General features: G+C 65.7%; 14 protein-coding genes. 7 read left to right on the forward strand and 7 right to left on the reverse strand.

The window, feature by feature from the left end:
- The first annotated feature begins 143 nt into the window (after positions 1-143).
- Positions 144-1,208, forward strand: a complete 1,065-nt coding sequence (locus P1N55_RS14205) for a type II glyceraldehyde-3-phosphate dehydrogenase (RefSeq protein WP_276276188.1) — start codon at positions 144-146, stop codon at positions 1,206-1,208.
- A gap of 1 nt (position 1,209) precedes the next feature.
- Here P1N55_RS14205 and P1N55_RS14210 read toward each other — a convergent pair whose 3' ends face one another.
- The 3 genes from P1N55_RS14210 to P1N55_RS14220 all read right to left on the reverse strand — a co-directional run bounded on the left by P1N55_RS14210 (position 1,210) and on the right by P1N55_RS14220 (position 5,084).
- Positions 1,210-3,474: an alpha-amylase family glycosyl hydrolase gene (locus tag P1N55_RS14210; RefSeq protein WP_276276189.1), complete on the reverse strand. Its 2,265-nt coding sequence runs from the start codon at positions 3,472-3,474 to the stop codon at positions 1,210-1,212.
- A gap of 99 nt (positions 3,475-3,573) precedes the next feature.
- Positions 3,574-4,065 carry a metallophosphoesterase gene (locus P1N55_RS14215; protein WP_276276190.1) on the reverse strand — a complete coding sequence of 164 codons (492 nt, stop codon included), beginning with the start codon at positions 4,063-4,065 and terminating at the stop codon, positions 3,574-3,576.
- A gap of 242 nt (positions 4,066-4,307) precedes the next feature.
- The gene (locus tag P1N55_RS14220; RefSeq protein ID WP_276276191.1) at positions 4,308-5,084 is read right to left on the reverse strand and encodes a TrmB family transcriptional regulator; all 777 of its coding nucleotides are present in this window, start codon (positions 5,082-5,084) and stop codon (positions 4,308-4,310) included.
- Positions 5,085-5,288: 204 nt separating this feature from the next.
- Between P1N55_RS14220 and P1N55_RS14225 the strand changes: the two genes are divergently transcribed.
- The 4 genes from P1N55_RS14225 to P1N55_RS14240 all read left to right on the forward strand — a co-directional run bounded on the left by P1N55_RS14225 (position 5,289) and on the right by P1N55_RS14240 (position 9,198).
- Entirely contained in the window at positions 5,289-6,305 is a 1,017-nt protein-coding gene (locus P1N55_RS14225; protein ID WP_276276192.1) for a methyl-accepting chemotaxis protein, read from the forward strand.
- Position 6,306: 1 nt separating this feature from the next.
- On the forward strand, positions 6,307-7,704 hold the full coding sequence (locus P1N55_RS14230) for an ATP-binding response regulator (RefSeq protein ID WP_276276193.1): 1,398 nt from the start codon (positions 6,307-6,309) through the stop codon (positions 7,702-7,704).
- Positions 7,705-7,900: 196 nt separating this feature from the next.
- Positions 7,901-8,917 (forward strand): response regulator, encoded by a 1,017-nt coding sequence (locus P1N55_RS14235; RefSeq protein WP_276276194.1) that lies wholly within the window; start codon positions 7,901-7,903, stop codon positions 8,915-8,917.
- Positions 8,893-9,198, forward strand: coding sequence for a PAS domain-containing protein (locus P1N55_RS14240; RefSeq protein ID WP_276276195.1), 306 nt, complete (start codon positions 8,893-8,895; stop codon positions 9,196-9,198). The genes P1N55_RS14235 and P1N55_RS14240 overlap by 25 nt, the downstream gene beginning before the upstream one ends.
- Here the strand turns inward: P1N55_RS14240 and P1N55_RS14245 are convergent.
- Positions 9,192-9,317 (reverse strand): hypothetical protein, encoded by a 126-nt coding sequence (locus P1N55_RS14245; protein ID WP_276276196.1) that lies wholly within the window; start codon positions 9,315-9,317, stop codon positions 9,192-9,194. The genes P1N55_RS14240 and P1N55_RS14245 overlap by 7 nt on opposite strands.
- Before the next feature lie 338 nt (positions 9,318-9,655).
- The gene (locus tag P1N55_RS14250) at positions 9,656-10,360 is read right to left on the reverse strand and encodes an SDR family oxidoreductase (RefSeq protein ID WP_276276197.1); all 705 of its coding nucleotides are present in this window, start codon (positions 10,358-10,360) and stop codon (positions 9,656-9,658) included.
- A gap of 261 nt (positions 10,361-10,621) precedes the next feature.
- On the opposite strand from P1N55_RS14250, the gene P1N55_RS14255 reads away from it, so the two are divergent.
- A complete protein-coding gene (locus P1N55_RS14255) occupies positions 10,622-10,870 on the forward strand; it encodes a DUF7533 family protein (RefSeq protein WP_276276198.1) in 249 nt (82 codons plus the stop codon).
- Here the strand turns inward: P1N55_RS14255 and P1N55_RS14260 are convergent.
- Positions 10,867-11,541, reverse strand: a complete 675-nt coding sequence (locus P1N55_RS14260; RefSeq protein WP_276276199.1) for an RNA ligase partner protein — start codon at positions 11,539-11,541, stop codon at positions 10,867-10,869. The genes P1N55_RS14255 and P1N55_RS14260 overlap by 4 nt on opposite strands.
- Positions 11,542-11,630: 89 nt before the next feature.
- Here P1N55_RS14260 and P1N55_RS14265 point away from each other — a divergent pair, with 89 nt between their 5' ends.
- Positions 11,631-12,746 (forward strand): RNA ligase, encoded by a 1,116-nt coding sequence (locus tag P1N55_RS14265; RefSeq protein WP_276276200.1) that lies wholly within the window; start codon positions 11,631-11,633, stop codon positions 12,744-12,746.
- Between the two features lies 1 nt (position 12,747).
- On the opposite strand, the gene P1N55_RS14270 is transcribed toward P1N55_RS14265, so the two are convergent.
- Positions 12,748-14,589, reverse strand: a complete 1,842-nt coding sequence (locus tag P1N55_RS14270; protein WP_276276201.1) for a UvrD-helicase domain-containing protein — start codon at positions 14,587-14,589, stop codon at positions 12,748-12,750.
- Positions 14,590-14,657: the final 68 nt, after the last annotated feature.

The following is a 14,657-nucleotide window of genomic DNA, read 5'->3' on the forward strand; positions in this document are numbered from 1 at the left end:
CGACGGGTCGTCCCGGCGGATTAACTCTTGGTGGGCCGGTGCTCGTGTCCTGTGGTATCTCCTGTCATTAGTACAACAATCCGAGTTAATTTCTCTGAAAAACTACCGAAAAGAATATCGTGGTGCCCCGAGTACGAAGGTACATGCTCCACGTGGGCATCAACGGATTCGGCACCATCGGCAAGCGCGTCGCTGACGCGGTGCGTGCCCAACCGGACATGACTGTCGCGGGCGTCGCGAAACGCTCGCCGAACTTCGAGGCAACCATCGCGACCGACCGGGGCTATGATCTCTATGCCGCCGGCGACCGCGACCCCTTCGAGGACGCCGGCATCCCGACCGCCGGCACCGTCCACGACCTGGTCGCCGCGAGCGACGTCGTCGTCGACGCGACCCCGAGCGGCGTCGGTGCCGAGAACGCGTCGCTCTACGCCGACCACGACACGCCGGCCATCTTCCAGGGCGGCGAGGCCGCCGACGTCGCCGACGTGAGTTTCAACGCCCGGGCGAACTACGACACCGCCGTCGGCGTCCGGTCTGTCCGCGTGGTCTCGTGTAACACCACCGGCCTCTCGCGTCTCTTCGCCCCTATCGAGGAGGCCTACGGCATCGAGAAGGCCCGCGTGACACTCGTGCGCCGGGGCGGCGACCCGGGCGACTCCAGTCGCGGGCCCATCAACGACACGCTCCCGGACCCTGTCGAGATCCCCTCCCACCACGGCCCGGACGTCCAGACCGTCTTCCCCGACCTGGACATCGACACGATGGGGATGAAAGTGCCGACGACGCAGATGCACACCCACTCGGTCAACGTCACGCTGGCGTCCGAACCCACCAGCGACGCCGTCAGAGACCTCCTCTCGCGGGAGTCACGGCTCTTTCTCATCCCCGAGTCGCTGGGAATCGACGGCACGGGCAAGATAAAGGAGTACACGCGCGACGCCGGCCGCTCCCGGGGCGACGTCTGGGAGAACTGCATCTGGGCCGAGTCGGTCACCGTCCAGGGCCGGGACCTCTATCTGTTCCAGGCCATCCACCAGGAGGCCGACGTCGTTCCCGAGAACATCGACGCCGTCCGGGCGCTCTCCCGGCGGACGGCCAGCGCCGAGCAGAGCATTGCCCGCACGAACGAGGCGCTCGGCATCGGCCGCGGCCTCGTCCAGCACGAGGGGACGCCCGCCCGCGTCGACGGCCTCGCGGACGACTGAATCAGTCGAGTCGCCAGACCGTCTCGCCGCCCGCGACGGCCGCGTACCGGTGACCTGACCATTCGTAGGATCCGTCCTCGTGGCGTTTCAGCCACTCGAACTCGAAGCAGGTCCCGTCTGGTACCTCGAGGCTGGCCTGCCACGTCGGGTACTCCTGGGCCGACAGCGTGACGGCCGCGTCGACGTCCCAGTTCCCGAGCGCGTCGATGCTCCCCGTCAGCGACAGCTGCTCGCCCCACTCGGTGTGGACCTCGACCTCGACGGCCGTCTCCACCGGGTCGCCGGGCGGCGCGTCGGGGGCCGGTTCGAGCCACTGGTAGCCGTACGGTTCGAGGACGAGCCGGCCGTCGGGGTAGTGGCGCGTCTCGCCCGTGAGGACGTCGGTCACGCCGCCCGCGCTCCAGACGTCCGGCAGCACGCCGAGGTCGACGGCCGCCGGGCTGCCGGCGAAGTTCGAGAGACAGAGCAGTCGCTCCCCGTCACGGCGGCGCTCGACGACGAACACCCGGTCGTCGCCGGCCCGGATCACCCGCTCGTCGGCCCGGGCGTGGAACGCCGCGTGGTCCGCGCGGGTGCTCGCGAGTCGGCGGATGCCGTCGAAGAGGCGCTGCTGGACGGTCCCCTCGACGTTCCGCCGGGCGACCCGGTCCCAGTCCATCGGCGGCCGGTGGACCCAGCGGTTGTCACCGGCCCGGTAGGGGTCGGTCAGATACGAGAAGTCGTTGAGCTGGCCGACCTCGGCCCCGCTGTACAGCAGGGGGATGCCCCGCATCGCGAAGACCACGTTGTGCAGGAGCAGGGCCCGCCGGAGCGTCCGGTCGATGTCGTCGGGTTCGCCCTCAACCTGCGCCTTCTGGAGGCCACAGAGGGCGGCCGTCGTCCCCGACGTCCGGGCCTCGCCCGTCGCCTTCTCGACCTGGAAGCGATACCCCTCGGCGTCGCTGTCGGGATGGTCACCGGCGTAGTAGTCCGCACAGAAGCGCCGCGTCGCGACGGGGTCCTGGCCGACCGCTCGCACGTCCGCGTCGTCGAGCCCCCACCCGATGTCGTCGTGACAGCGGACGTAGTTGATCCACGCCGACGCGTCTGGGACTGCCGGAAGCTCGGTGAGCGTCCGGGTGAGCAACTGGGTGTTCTCGCTGGCCAGCGCGTGCCAGAGGTGGGCCATCAGCGGCGCGTTGTAGCCCAGCTCGCACTCGCGGCCCTCGTTGTCGCCGGTGCCCAGGTACTTCACCGTCTCCTCGGGCGCGACGATGGCCTCGGACTTGAACAGGACGCCCGGCGCGGCGATGCGAAGCAGGGCCCGGTAGGCCCGCAGGATGGCGTGGGCCTCGTCTACGTTCCGGCAGTCGGTCCCCAGTTCCTTCCAGAGGAAAGGCACGGCGTCCAGGCGGAGTACGTCCGTGCCGACGTTGGCGAGAAACAGCATCTCGCGGAACAGCTGGACGAAGACGTCGGGGTTCCCGTAGTCGAGATCCCACTGGAAGTCGTAGAAACTGGTCCAGACCCACCGGTCCATCGCCTCGTCGTAGGTGAAGTTTCCCGGCGCGAAGTCGGGGAACACCTCGGGCAGTGTCTCCTCGTAGCGGTCCGGCATCGTCCGGTCCTCGAAGGTGAGATAGAAGTCCTCGAACCGCTCGTCGCCCTCGCGGGCGGCCTGCGCCCACGCGTGTTCGCGGGCCGTGTGGTTCATCACGAAGTCCAGCGCCAGCACGATGCCCGCGTCGTGGAGATCGGCCGCCAGGTCCCGCAACTCGTCCATCGTCCCGAGTCGCGGGTCGACCGACCGGTAGTCCGCGACGGCGTAGCCGCCGTCGTTGGGCGGATCGCGCGGTTCGAGCAGCGGCATGAGGTGCAGGTACGTCACGCCCAGCTCCTGCAGGTAGGGGATCTTCTCGCGGACGCCCGATAGCGACCCCGCGAACTGGTCGACATAGCACATGTAGCCCACCTGCTCGGGTCCCTGGAACCAGTCGGCCTGCCCCTCGCGCGACCGGTCGAGGTCACGCAGCGCCGGGTCGCGGTCCTCGAACCCCTCGACGGCGGCGTCGACGGCCTCGACGAGCCACGCGCGCTGCTCCGGGCCGCCGCCGTAGACCTCGCTGAAGTTCGCCCACACGTCCGGGACGTGGGCCGCGAGTCGCTCGGCGAGGCGCTCGGCGTCCGGGTGGTCCGCGTAGCGGGCCTGCAACAGCTCGGTCAGCGCCTCGGCCGACGTCGCCTCGGCGACGACGTCACGGGAGACGTGGGGTGACGAGCCGGCCATCGTCACGCCTCCGTCGCACGAATCCGCTCGGTCCTGCTCATATGCCCTCCCAGTCGGGCCCACCTCATAACGGTTGAGAAACCCGACGACGGTCCGGGCCTACCCCAGGTCGTGGAACGTCAGCGCGCCGCTCTCGGTGTCCAGCGTCGCCACGGAGAAGGGGTCCGGCGCCGGCGGGATAGCGATGCCGCCGGGGTTGACCCGGACCGTCCCCTCGTACTCCTCGGTGCCGGCTTCGTGGGTGTGCCCGTGGACGACGTAGTCGTAGGTGCCACACTCGACCAGCGCGTCGACGATGGCCCCGCTGGTCCCGTGATAGACGGCCACCTCGCTGCCGTCCAGCGTCAGCTCGCCCATCTCCCCGAGGTAGGTACCGAACCCGTCGACGGTGTCCTCGACGGCCCACTCGCCGTCGTTGTTCCCCCGCACCGCGTAAAAGGTCCAGTCGCTGTCGAACGGCGTCACCGAAAACGGCGCGACGAAGTCCCCACAGTGGACGACCACCTCGCAGCCCTCGCGCTCGAACGTCTCGACTGCCGCCTCGACCCGGTCCAGGTTGTCGTGTGTGTCGGACACGATGCCGATGTTCATGGGTGTGTGTTCCGGTGGCGGCCTCAAGAACGTATGGCCCCATCGACGGGATTGTCTGGTTCCGGAGTCTCCGTCCCTGTCGCCCTTCTCGAGGATGCAACGCGAGTCGTGCTGAATACAGCGCGTTCGTTCACCACGACGCCGCTGGTGCCTTCCAGTGGCCCTGCCGAATCAGCTGTTCAGTGTGGGTGCTCACTGCTTTATTTTCCCGACGCCACCCCAGACAGTATCGAACCGATCCGCTACAGCGAGAATCGCGAACTGCCGTCTTCCGCGTCTAACTCGTCGAGCTGTGCGCCCACGAGCTCCCGACAGAGGACCACGAGTTCGCTGTCCGACCCCTCGCCCCAGATTGCGGTCTCCGCACAGTCGCCGTCGTCCTTACTGAGAGACGCGAGCATCACGGTATGTCGGTCCGCCATGACGAGGCGACTCACCTGCGCCCCGAACTCCTCGAGCGTCTGCCAGTCGAGCGACGGGTCCCAGATGGTCGCGTCCGGGAACCTGGCGCGGAGTGACTCGCGAAGGTCCTCGTCCGGCGAACTCAGGACGACGTCGACACCGCGGTCGATGGCGCTCTGTGCCTGTCGAAAACAGTCGTCCTGAAATACCGCGTCCTCCGTGAACAGCCCGAACAGCTCGGTTTCGGCCCGCGCCGCGATGTACTGCCCCCGCTCGGCCACCTTCTGTTTCCCCTCGATCCGCCAGACGCCGCTGGCCTCGTCCCGGACGTCGGGCGTCGTAAGTTGCCGAAGCGCCTTTGCGGCGTTGTCGAGGTGCTCCCTGTGACTGAGCTGGAGTCGCTTCATCGCGACGTCGGTCGAGACCGCACGGAACTCGCGGGGCGTCCCCTTCTGGATTTCGACCAGCCCACAGTCCTGGAGACTCTCTGCGATGTCGTAAATCCGCGTTCGCGGGATGTCCACGATCTCGCTGACGTCTGTCGCCGTCCCCGAGGGAATCTGGGAGAGGGCGACGAAACACTTCGCCTCGTACTCGGTGAGACCGACCGCCTGCAACTCTTCGATCGCCCTGGATTTATTTGCGGCGGGGACATGCGAATACAGAATTTGGCGATCCGGATATAGTTATTCAATTGTCCGTACATTATTATTGTTATTAAAATAAAAACAACAAAAACCATATTATCGATGGACTTTCCCAGTATCAGTCGAGAAAATCGGTCATTAATTATTTTACAAGTCGATATTCTGATGGCCCCTATGGCCTCCGAATCCGACCAGACCGGTCGTGAAGAGCCCGCAACGGCAGACCTCGAACAGGATGTCAGCGACGACGTAGGCGGCAATCTCGATACTGACATCGACGATATCGAGGAGGGCGTCGATAGCGACGACGGGTACGACCACGAGGCCGCGAGCGAGGTCCAGACCTCGATCGCCGATTTACATGACACCTCGGTCGAAATCGCACGCCAGCTCGGCGAGATACGCGAGGAGACCGCCGAGCAGTACGAGGGGATGGAGCAGGTCGCAGAGGAGGTGTCGAACCTCTCGGCGGCGGTCGAAGAGATCGCCTCGTCCTCGGAGGAGGTCTCCGCCGCCAGCCAGCAGGCCAAGGAGCTCGCCGACGACGGCCAGGAATCGGCGACGGAGGTGCGAGACGCCATGGCGTCGATCCAGGACGCCGCCGACGATGTCTCGCAAGACGTCGAACAGATCCAGGTGAGCGTCACCGAAATCGACGAGATCGTGGACGTGATCAACGACATCGCGGACCAGACGAACATGCTGGCCCTGAACGCCTCCATCGAGGCCGCTCGCGCCGGGGAGGAGGGGGAGGGGTTCGCCGTCGTCGCCAACGAGGTCAAGTCGCTGGCCGAGGAGTCACAGCGTCACGCAAGCGAGATAGAGACGATGGTCGACGGCATCAAAGAGGACACCGAGAACGCCGTGACCTCGCTCGAGGCGAACAACGAGCGCATCGCGGACGGCATCGGATCGGTCGACGACGCGATGGAGATCCTGGACGACATCCACAGCGCCGTCTCGGAGGCGAACGAGGGGATCACCGAGATCGCGTCCGCGACCGACCAACAGGCGGCGTCGACGGAGGAGGTGGCGAGTATGGTCGACCAGACCACGTCGGCCGCTGACCAGATCGCCACGCAGACCGCCGAGATCGCCGATATGATCGACGAACAGACCGACCAGGTGACAGACATCAACCGAGCCGTGGATCGTCTGGCGTCCGATGTGTCCGGAGATTCGAACGAGTAGAATGGACCTCCCAGACAACCAGTTTGGAACCTGGCGGGAGCAGTCGATCGACGTGCTACACGTCGACGACAATTCCGATTTCTGTGACGTGACGGCGATGTACCTCGAACAACTCGAGGAGGACATCACCGTCAGCACGGAGACGAGCCCCGAAGCCGGGCTAGAGACCGTCACCCGCGAGACGATCGACTGCGTCGTTACCGACTACGAGATGCCAGGGATGGACGGGGTCGAGTTCCTCCGCGCGGTCCGCGAGGACTATCCGAACTTACCGGTCTTCCTGCTCACCGGGAAAGGGAGTGAGGAGGTCGCCTCCGAGGCCATCGAGGCGGGCGTGACGTCGTACATCCAGAAAGGCGGGACGGAGACGTACGAGCAGCTGGTCAATCGCATCCGGACCGCCGTCGACCACCATCGCACGCAGCAGCGAGCGCAAGTGACCAGGGAGCGACTCCTCGAGTTGTACGAGCAAACGGACGGGTTCTTCGTGCTCGACAGCGAGTGGACGGTCACGTACTGGAACCAGCAGATGGAGCGACGGACCGGCCGTTCCGCCGCCGACGTCCTCGGCCAGTCGTACCTCGATGCCTTTCCCCGGGCCGAGGGGACCGAGCTCTACGACCGCTATCAGCGGGCCATGGCGTCCCGCGAACCCGTCGAATTTGAAACGTTCTACGAACCGCACGGCTACTGGGTGACCGTGCGCGTGTATCCGGTCGATGAAGGCCTCTTTGTCCACTCCGAGGACATCACAGCGGAGAAAGAACAGGAACAGGAACTGGAGCGACGCAACCACATCCTGGAGTCGTTCGCGAACACGGTGTCTCACGACCTCCGGAACCCTCTGAACGTCGCCGAAGGGAGACTCCAGCTGGCCAAAGAGACGGGTGACTTCGAGCACCTCGAAGAGGTCGCCCAGGCGCACAACCGGATGCGAAACCTCATCAACGAACTGCTGGACGTCGCCAGAGGTGAGGAGTCTGCACTCACGGAGGTGTCGCTGGCAGAGAGTGCCTGGTCTGGCTGGGAGACCGTTACGTCGGGCGAGACGGAGCTCGTTGTCGACGAAGACGCGACGTTCAGGGCCTACGAGAGCCAGCTTCGTCGGCTCTTCGAGAACCTCTTCTGGAACGCACTGGACCACGGGGAAGCGACCACGGTCAGAGTGGGTGTCATCGACGAGGAGGGGATATACGTCGAGGACGACGGGGTCGGTATTCCAGTCACAGACCGCGAGTCAGTCTTCGAGTCCGGGTTTTCGACGGTGACCGAGAATCCGGGGTACGGACTGTCGATCGTGAAGCGTATCTGTGATTCCCATGGCTGGGAGATCCGTGTGACAGAGGGACGTGATGCAGGGGCTCGGTTCGAAATTGCCAACGTCGATTTCATCGAGTGACTATCGTGATCTGGAACCCGATCAACCCACGGAATGCCACACTCCCTGTCGAAACGCCGTGCGAGATAGCGAGGACATCCCCCAGCGTGGAGTCTCGCATTGTGGGCAAGACCAGTACGAATGGGAAACGCGATATGGAACGTCTTCGAAGCTGGCCGGGAGGCATTTCACCTTGACAAGAAGCTCGCAGCGCGGAATGGCAGGTGCAAGCAACCAGATCCGGGTGCTACATGTCGACGACGAGCCAAATCTTGCCGATCTAGTGGCGACGTACCTCGAAAACGAAGACGACCGCCTCGTCGTCGAAACCGCGCACAGAGCGAGCGAGGGGCTCGAACTGCTCGACGAGGGGAGCTTCGACTGCGTCGTCTCGGATTACGACATGTCCGGCATGGACGGTATCGATTTTCTCGCGACCGTCCGTGAGAAGTCTCCCGATCTACCGTTCATCCTCTTTACCGGAAAGGGGAGCGAAGAGGTCGCGAGCGACGCCATCGCGACCGGCGTCTCCGATTACCTCCAGAAGCAAACGGGAACCGAGCAGTACGAACTGCTAGCCAACCGGGTGACCAACGCTGTCGAGCAGTACCACGCCCAGCGGGAAGCTGCTACCCTCCGGCGCATCCGTGACATCGTCGCCGACGTTACCCGCGTGCTCGTCCACGCGTCGTCTCGCGAGGAGATCGAGGCGAAGCTCTGTGAGCGCATCGCCAACACGGAGTTCTATCGCTTTGCCTGGATCGGCGAGTACAACCCCGAGACGGGGACGGTAGACCCGCGCACCAGCGCCGGTATCGACGGCGATTACCTCGACGACATCGAAGTGCGGATCGACGAGAGCGCGACCGGGAACGGACCGACTGGACGTGCGATCCGTGAGCGCGAGATAGCGACGATGCAGAATATCCCCGAGGCCGAGGAGTACGAGCCCTGGCGCGAGGCGGCTCTCGAACGTGGCTACCGATCGAGCGCGGCCATCCCGCTCCGCTACGAGGGAGGCCTCTACGGCGTGTTAAACGTCTACGCTGATCGCACTGGCGCATTCGACGAACGGGAACGGGACCTCCTCACGGAGTTAGCCGGCGATATCGGCCACGCGCTCCACCACCACTGGTTCGGCGGCAACTCCGGCGTGAGCGCGACCAGTTCCAACATCTCGTCGACGGAATCGAGCACTACGCGATCTTCATGCTCGACGCGGAGGGCAACGTAGCGACGTGGAACACCGGTGCCGAACAGATCAAAGGATACTCCGAGGAGGAGGTCGTGGGTCGACACTACCGGGAGTTTTTCACCGAGGACGCCGTTGAAGAGGGACGACCGGAGACGTTACTCGCGATCGCCGAGCGGGAGGGCGCCGTCGAAGACGTGGGCTGGCGTCTGCGGAAGGACGGAAGTCGATTTCGCGCGGACGTCACGCTCACCGCCCTGTTTGACGACGAGGGGGCGTTGCGTGGGTTCGCGAAGGTGACGCGCGAGATGACCGATCAATAGAGCGGCTGTCTCGTCCGGCCAATCCCGTCGACGGGAGCGTCCTCGTGGACGGTCGCTGTGTCGGGATCCGTCCCCGGTTCGTCTGTCTCGGAGAACGCTATCTCACCGTCGTCTTCCACGGCCCCGTCCGAGTCCGCTCTGTCATTGACCCGCCAACTCCACGCGGGTCTCGATTTCTTCGATGGTGTGGAACCGAATCCGGGACACCCCGCCCTGGTCACCGCCGGACAGACCGAGGGAGGACGTGACGACGCTTCAGACCCTCGCCCGGTGGTGCTGTCGGTACGTCTCTTACGTGTAACTCCGAGCCACAACTGAGAGGGACTACTCAACAGCCGAGATGCGTCCGCTGTGCAGCGACCATTTGCGAACTGCTCGATCGCCCGCTGTCACGACGTGGCCGACTCGGCGGACGGAGCCGGGGCCGTGCATGAACGCCTCGTCAGGAGCAGTGCGGCTAGACGGAGGCCGTAAGACCCCCGTCGACACGGATGTTCTGGCCCGTGACGTAGCTGGACTCGGACGAGAGCAGGTATGCGACCGTGGCTGCGATCTCGTCGGTTCGTGCCGGGCGCCCCATCGGAATCTGCGCTCTCGTGTCCTCGTCTACGTCGTAACTATCGACGAACCCGGGCTGGACCGTGTTCATCCGGATGCCGGCCGACGCGTATCTATCGGCGTAGAGTTTGGTGAAACTCCCGAGTCCGGCGCGAAGCACCGAGGAGACGGGGAACGCGCTCGACGGTTCGAACGCCGAGAAGGTGGAGATGTTCACGATGGACCCGTGCCCCTGGTCTTCCATGATCGGGGTGACGAGTCGTGCCATCCGGACCGCGTTCAACAGGACGAGGTCCAGCCCTTCGTGCCACTCTTCGTCGGTGATCTCGAGGAGGTCGCCCGTCGCCGGGTGGCCTGTATTGTTCACGACCGCGTCGATTCGCCCGTAGCGCTCGTAGGTCGTTTCGACGAGCGCCGCCAGGTCGGCGGGCTCGGTCACCGACCCCTCGAACCCGTCGCCACCGAGGTCCTCCGCCACCTCGACAGCGCTCCCCGACCGTGAGAGCAGTACCGGCGTGTAGCCGTCCTCGTGGAGTCGCCGGGCACAGGCCGCCCCGATTCCACTTCCAGCGGCAGTCACTATTGCTACCTTCGCTTCGGACATGGACGTCCCTTCCACTGGCCGCGCTTTATCTATTTGCACCGCCCAGGGGGAGTGTTCGGGTACGAGCGGCCAGGAGTGAGACGCCAGCAGGCCCCGCGACGAACGACCACGCGGGGGACCGCAGAGGGCTGTGCGGCCACGCGATCCGGGCGGGAACTCAGTCGGGGGCCTGCTGGACCGACTGTCACCCTCCTTTCCGACGACTCCTCCCCCTCACGCCGTCCCGCACACCTTTTATCCGGGTACCGCCAACCCCCGGTAATGCCGAAGGGTATTCTCGAGACGGTCGGGCTGGTGACGGTGCTGGTCTTTGCCATCCCCGTCGCGCTGTTCGGCGCCGAACACCTCGTCCGCGGGGAGCTTCTCCAGGGCGTCGTCTTCATCGCCATCGCCGGCCTGATGGTCGCCGTCGAGCAGTACCTCACGACGCCCACGGACGTCCCCGGGATGGTCGCCGAGAAGACCATCGGCGCGGTCGTGAAGACCGACGAGCCCGACAGCGAGGACTAGGACTGGTCGCGCCAGCGGTCCGGGTCGTCGGCCGCCAGGTACTCCCGCAGGAGCGAGGGGAACGCCCGGCCTTTCAGGTAGCGCAGGCCGAAGTCCTCGGCCCAGTTGATGATGCCCTTGTCCTCCGTGACGACGCCGGCGTCGAGCTCGCGGGCCAGGATGAGCAGGTCGAAGTCCTCCCGGGAGTCGAGCACGCCCTGACGGAGCGTATCGCGGTACTCGTCGCGCAGTTCGGAGATGACCGCGTCGACCTGTGTCATGTGGTCGTGGTCCTCGACAGTCTCGGCGCGGGACTCCTCGGCCTTGCGGACGGCCTTCTCGGAGACGCGCAGGCCGCGGTTGACCCGGTCGGACATCTCGTCGATGAACGTGTAGACGAGTTCGGCCGGAATCATCACCTCGTAGTGGGCCGGCGACTTCGTGATGACCCAGGTGTCGAGTTTCGTCAGCACCTCGTCGCTCACTTCCCGGTCAGCGAGCATCGTCGTCAGCTCGTCTTTGATAGAGGGCGGCATGTAACAGGAGATGTTGTGGATCTGTTTCGCCGCGGCGATGAGGTCCAGCAGGTCCAAACAGGCCGCCTCGAGGTCGCCGTCCGGACCCCGTATCTCCGTCGTGAGAAACAGCGAGGTGTCGAGCACGAAGCGTTGTTTGAGCGGGCGCTCGGCCATACCGGATGCTTGGGCCGCAGGGGAGATAGAACCACGGGCAGAGTGGTTGTTCTGGTAACACTTTACACCCCAGCGCGCCTATCGGTCATATGGGCGGCGACTGGACGACCGTCGTGGACACCGAGGACGTCGACCCCGAGGACCTGCTCGAGCACTTCGACCGGGCGTGGTTCCGGGGCCGCGAGTACCGCCACCTCACGGACGCCCGCCACGGCGTCGAGCGGGGCACCGCGCTCGTGGGCGACGCCGTCGTCCGCGGGTTCCCGTCGATTCCGCGCGCGCTCGTCCTCGAGACGGCCGTCCCCGCACAGTTCGACGGGCCGGTCACCGTCGAGGAGAAACTGAACGGCTACAACGTCCGGGTCGCGCGGATCGACGGCGACCTGCTGGCCTTTACCCGACGGGGCTACGTCTGCCCGTACACGACGGCCGCCATCGAGGAACTGCTCGGACCGACCGCGTTCTTCGAGGACCACCCCGAGCGGATGCTCTGTGGCGAGGTCGTGGGGCCGGAGAATCCCTACACGACCCACGACTACGCCGAGGTCGACTCCGTAGGATTTTACGTCTTCGACGTTCGAGACCGGGCGACCGGCGACCCGATGGCCCCCGAGCGCCGCCGCGCGGTGTGTGCCGAGTACGACCTCGCGGCGGTGCCCCACTACGGCACCTTCGACCCGGCCGAGGCGGCGACTGCGGTCCACGAGGTGCTCGCCGACCTCGACGAGCGCGGCCGGGAGGGGGTCGTCCTGAAGTCGATGGACGGCCGGCAGGCGCTGAAGTACACCACGAGCGCCATCCACCGGGCCGACCTCGAACACGCCTTCTCCTTGCCCTTCGACTACGGCCGGGACTTCGTCTTCACCCGCGTCATCCGCGAGGCGTTCCAGGCCGTCGAGCGCGGCGAAGACCCCGAGACCGTCCGCCAGCGGGGCCGGGACCTCGGCGAGTCGATCCTCGCGCCGGCCGTCGAGACCATCCGGGCGGTCGCCGACGACGAGCTCGTCGGCGAGTCACACACCGTCCGGGGCGACCCTGCCGTCCTCGACGCGCTGCTCTCGTACTTCCGGGACCAGGGCCTCCAGGTGGAGATCGACCGTGACGAGTCGGAGAACGGCGACCGCGTCGTCGAGTTCACGAAGGTGGCTCGAGCCACGCAGGACAAGACCGAGTACTACCTCGAGGGCGGGACGGTCGACGAGTGAGTCAGTCGGCGGCGACGGCCTCGCCGGCCTCGTCGAGCAGGTCCTCGATGTCGCGGTCGGTCGGCTCGTTCTCCAGCAGGACGCCGATGGGCAGGGTCGGCGCGCCGTCGACGAGGTTCTCCATCAGGACCAGACGTTCCCGCGCACGGGACATCCCGACGTAGAACACCCGGCGCTCGTTGTCCGTCAGCGTCGGGACGGGGCTGGTGTGTTTCGTGAACTCGTCGACGCCGGGCACCTCGATGCCCTGCTGGTCGACGGTTGCGGCCATCTGCTCGACGACCTTTTCGGTGAGGTCCGTCGCCACGAACACGTGGTCGGCCTCGCGGCCCTTCGCGGAGTGGATGGTGCCCAGTCGGACTCGGTCGGGGTCCAGGCCGCGGTAGTCGCCCTTGAAGTAGGCGTCGACGGAGCGCTCCTGGAAGTTGGTCACCTTCCGGAGCATGTCAGAGGCCGAGGCCGGGTCCGGCACGAACGGGACGTGGTCGCGGACCACGTCGGGGTCGAGTTCTATCTCGGCGATGTCGGCGTCCTCGTACTCCTCCTCGATGTCCTCGAGCGCGTCGAAGAAGTCGTCGCGCTCGCCGGTGCCGAACGCGGAGTCGGCGAGCATATCGGCCAGTCGGCGACCCTGGAGCACCGTCAGCGGTTCGTCGGCGTCCATCGCTTCGACGGCGCGGACGTACTGGGTGAGCCGGTCTGTCCACATCCGCTGGTCGGTCAGACAGGAGAAGGGGATGCCGTTGCCGATGAACTCGTCCATGAACTGGAACATCTGGTAGCGCGCCCGAAAGAGGACCATCACCGTCTCGTCGGACTGTTCGACGGTCTTGGTGACGTTCCGCGAGAGGTCGAACATCGAGGGGTTCTGGACCGCCTCGACGCGGCCCCCCTCCTTGCGCGGGTTGAGGTCCTTCTCCTGGCGCTTCTTGATGTGGCGAACCTCGCGGTTGACGACGTTGAGGATGCGCGAGGGCAGACGGTAGGAGTTGGGCAGGATCTCGTCCTGGGTGACGATCTCCTCCAACAGGAGGTCGGGGTCGGCGCCCTGCCAGGCGTAGACGACCTGGTCGTCGTCGCCGGCGATGAGCACCCGCTTCATGTGGGGCTTCCACTCCTGGTAGACGTCGTACTGCAGGGTCGTGATGTCCTGGAACTCGTCGATGATGAGGTAGTCGACGTTCGGGAGCAAGGAGCGCTGGGCGACCCGCTCGAGCATGTCCGCGAAGCCGGTCAGGTCGTTGTCGCCCTTGTACGTGCGCCAGGCGCGGATGGCGTTTGGCACGTCCACCCGATCGTCGTCGGTCGGCCACGTCGGGGTGTACTTGTTGCCCGTCTGGGCCCGGTCGTCGATATCGGGCGGGAGGCGGACCTCCTCGTCGTCCCACTTGAAGGGGACGTCGTACCAGTCGGAGACGTCCCGGCGGGTCCGCTGGAGCCACTGGCTCGTCGCGATGATCTTGTTGCCCAGCGTCGTCGACCGGGCCGACCGCCGTCGCGAACCCTCGTACTCGTCCTCGAACTCGAGGCCGTACTCCTCGCAGAACGCCTCCTTGTCGCTTTCCCCGACCACGTCGCCCCGCGAGAGGTTCAGCAACTCGTAGGCCTTCGCGTGCATCGTCGAGACGTTCCCGCGGAGCGCCCGGGGCGAGAGGTCAAGGCGCTCGGCCAGGCGCTCGCGGATCTCGGCCGCCGCGGCACGGGTGTACGAGACCACGAGTACGTCCCGGAACTCGACGTCGTCGTCTTCGAGTATCTCTTCGACGCGGTCGAGTAGCGCTGTCGTCTTCCCACTGCCGGGCCCACCGAACAGGCGGACGACCTCGGTGGTCGAGTCGGTCATTGGGCTTAGACTAGGGCCCCGCAACTATAAACGACGTGCTTTAAGAGAGGCGTGTGGCCGACTCACGT

This window comes from Haloarcula regularis, assembly GCF_029338315.1.
Classification (GTDB): Archaea; Halobacteriota; Halobacteria; order Halobacteriales; family Haloarculaceae; genus Haloarcula; species Haloarcula regularis.